Source organism: Bartonella sp. LB28NMGDW (genome assembly GCF_042194435.1).
GTDB lineage: Bacteria > Pseudomonadota > Alphaproteobacteria > Rhizobiales > Rhizobiaceae > Bartonella > Bartonella grahamii.
On the sequence record NZ_JBHIMX010000121.1, the window covers coordinates 1 to 834 of the forward strand.

The window sequence follows — 834 nt, forward strand, 5'->3', positions numbered from 1 at the left end:
TAAAGTTTGTTTCATTTTTTTCCTCCATGATTTAATTCAAGGTTTTTGTTTTAAATGAGATGAGCCATACCTTTTTTGGCATTTTTGACCCGCATCTCCAAGACAGGTATGGGAGCTTATGGGATTCATGATCACTCTCCACCATTCTTTCCACATGTTACTACCAGTAGGTATTGTCTCGTAAGTATAGCCATTGCCGCCAATAATTCTGCTTACAAAGTCGTATCTATTCCCATCAAAGCCAATAGTGGTTTGTTTGCCATCACTCACATAACCTAACAGACCGGATGCAACTAAAACATTAAAGGCTGGTCCATAGAGATTGATATTTGTGTTTTCGTTGGCTATCCCGTGCACACCTTCTTGTTTGAAAGAATTCAGCATATTCCCCAATGTCATGGTACCACGGCTATGGCCATACTCTTCCAATCCCGTGTTACCATAGCGAGACATTATATCTTTTGCTTCTTGTGTTGAATTGGTCAAACCCCAAAAGTTATTTTCCAGAAACTTCTGATATCCCGCGACCAAAAGTTCTGAAATAGCAGAATCGGCTTGGGGGAACACAACAAAATAAAGTGGTTCATTTTTATTTTCCGCATGTTGCTCTGCATAAACAGCCGCCTCTTCTGGAGGAGTAAAGATCCCATTCAAAGAAACATTGACCTTACCATCAGGACCAGCTTGTAAGTGCTGCTTTTCTTCATCCGTTAAATAATGAAACTTAGGGCTAGGTTGTCCACGAGCGTCTTCTATAGGCTCCCCATTTTCATCTGTTTTATAGATCACATTGCCCTTTTCATCCCGGTCGACCCCAGCTATGGGATGCTCTTT

1 pseudogene is annotated in these 834 nt (G+C 41.1%); it reads right to left on the reverse strand.

The window, feature by feature from the left end:
• Positions 1-36: 36 nt before the first annotated feature.
• Positions 37-834, reverse strand: a pseudogene (locus tag ACFIKG_RS09550) (filamentous hemagglutinin); the annotation flags it as partial.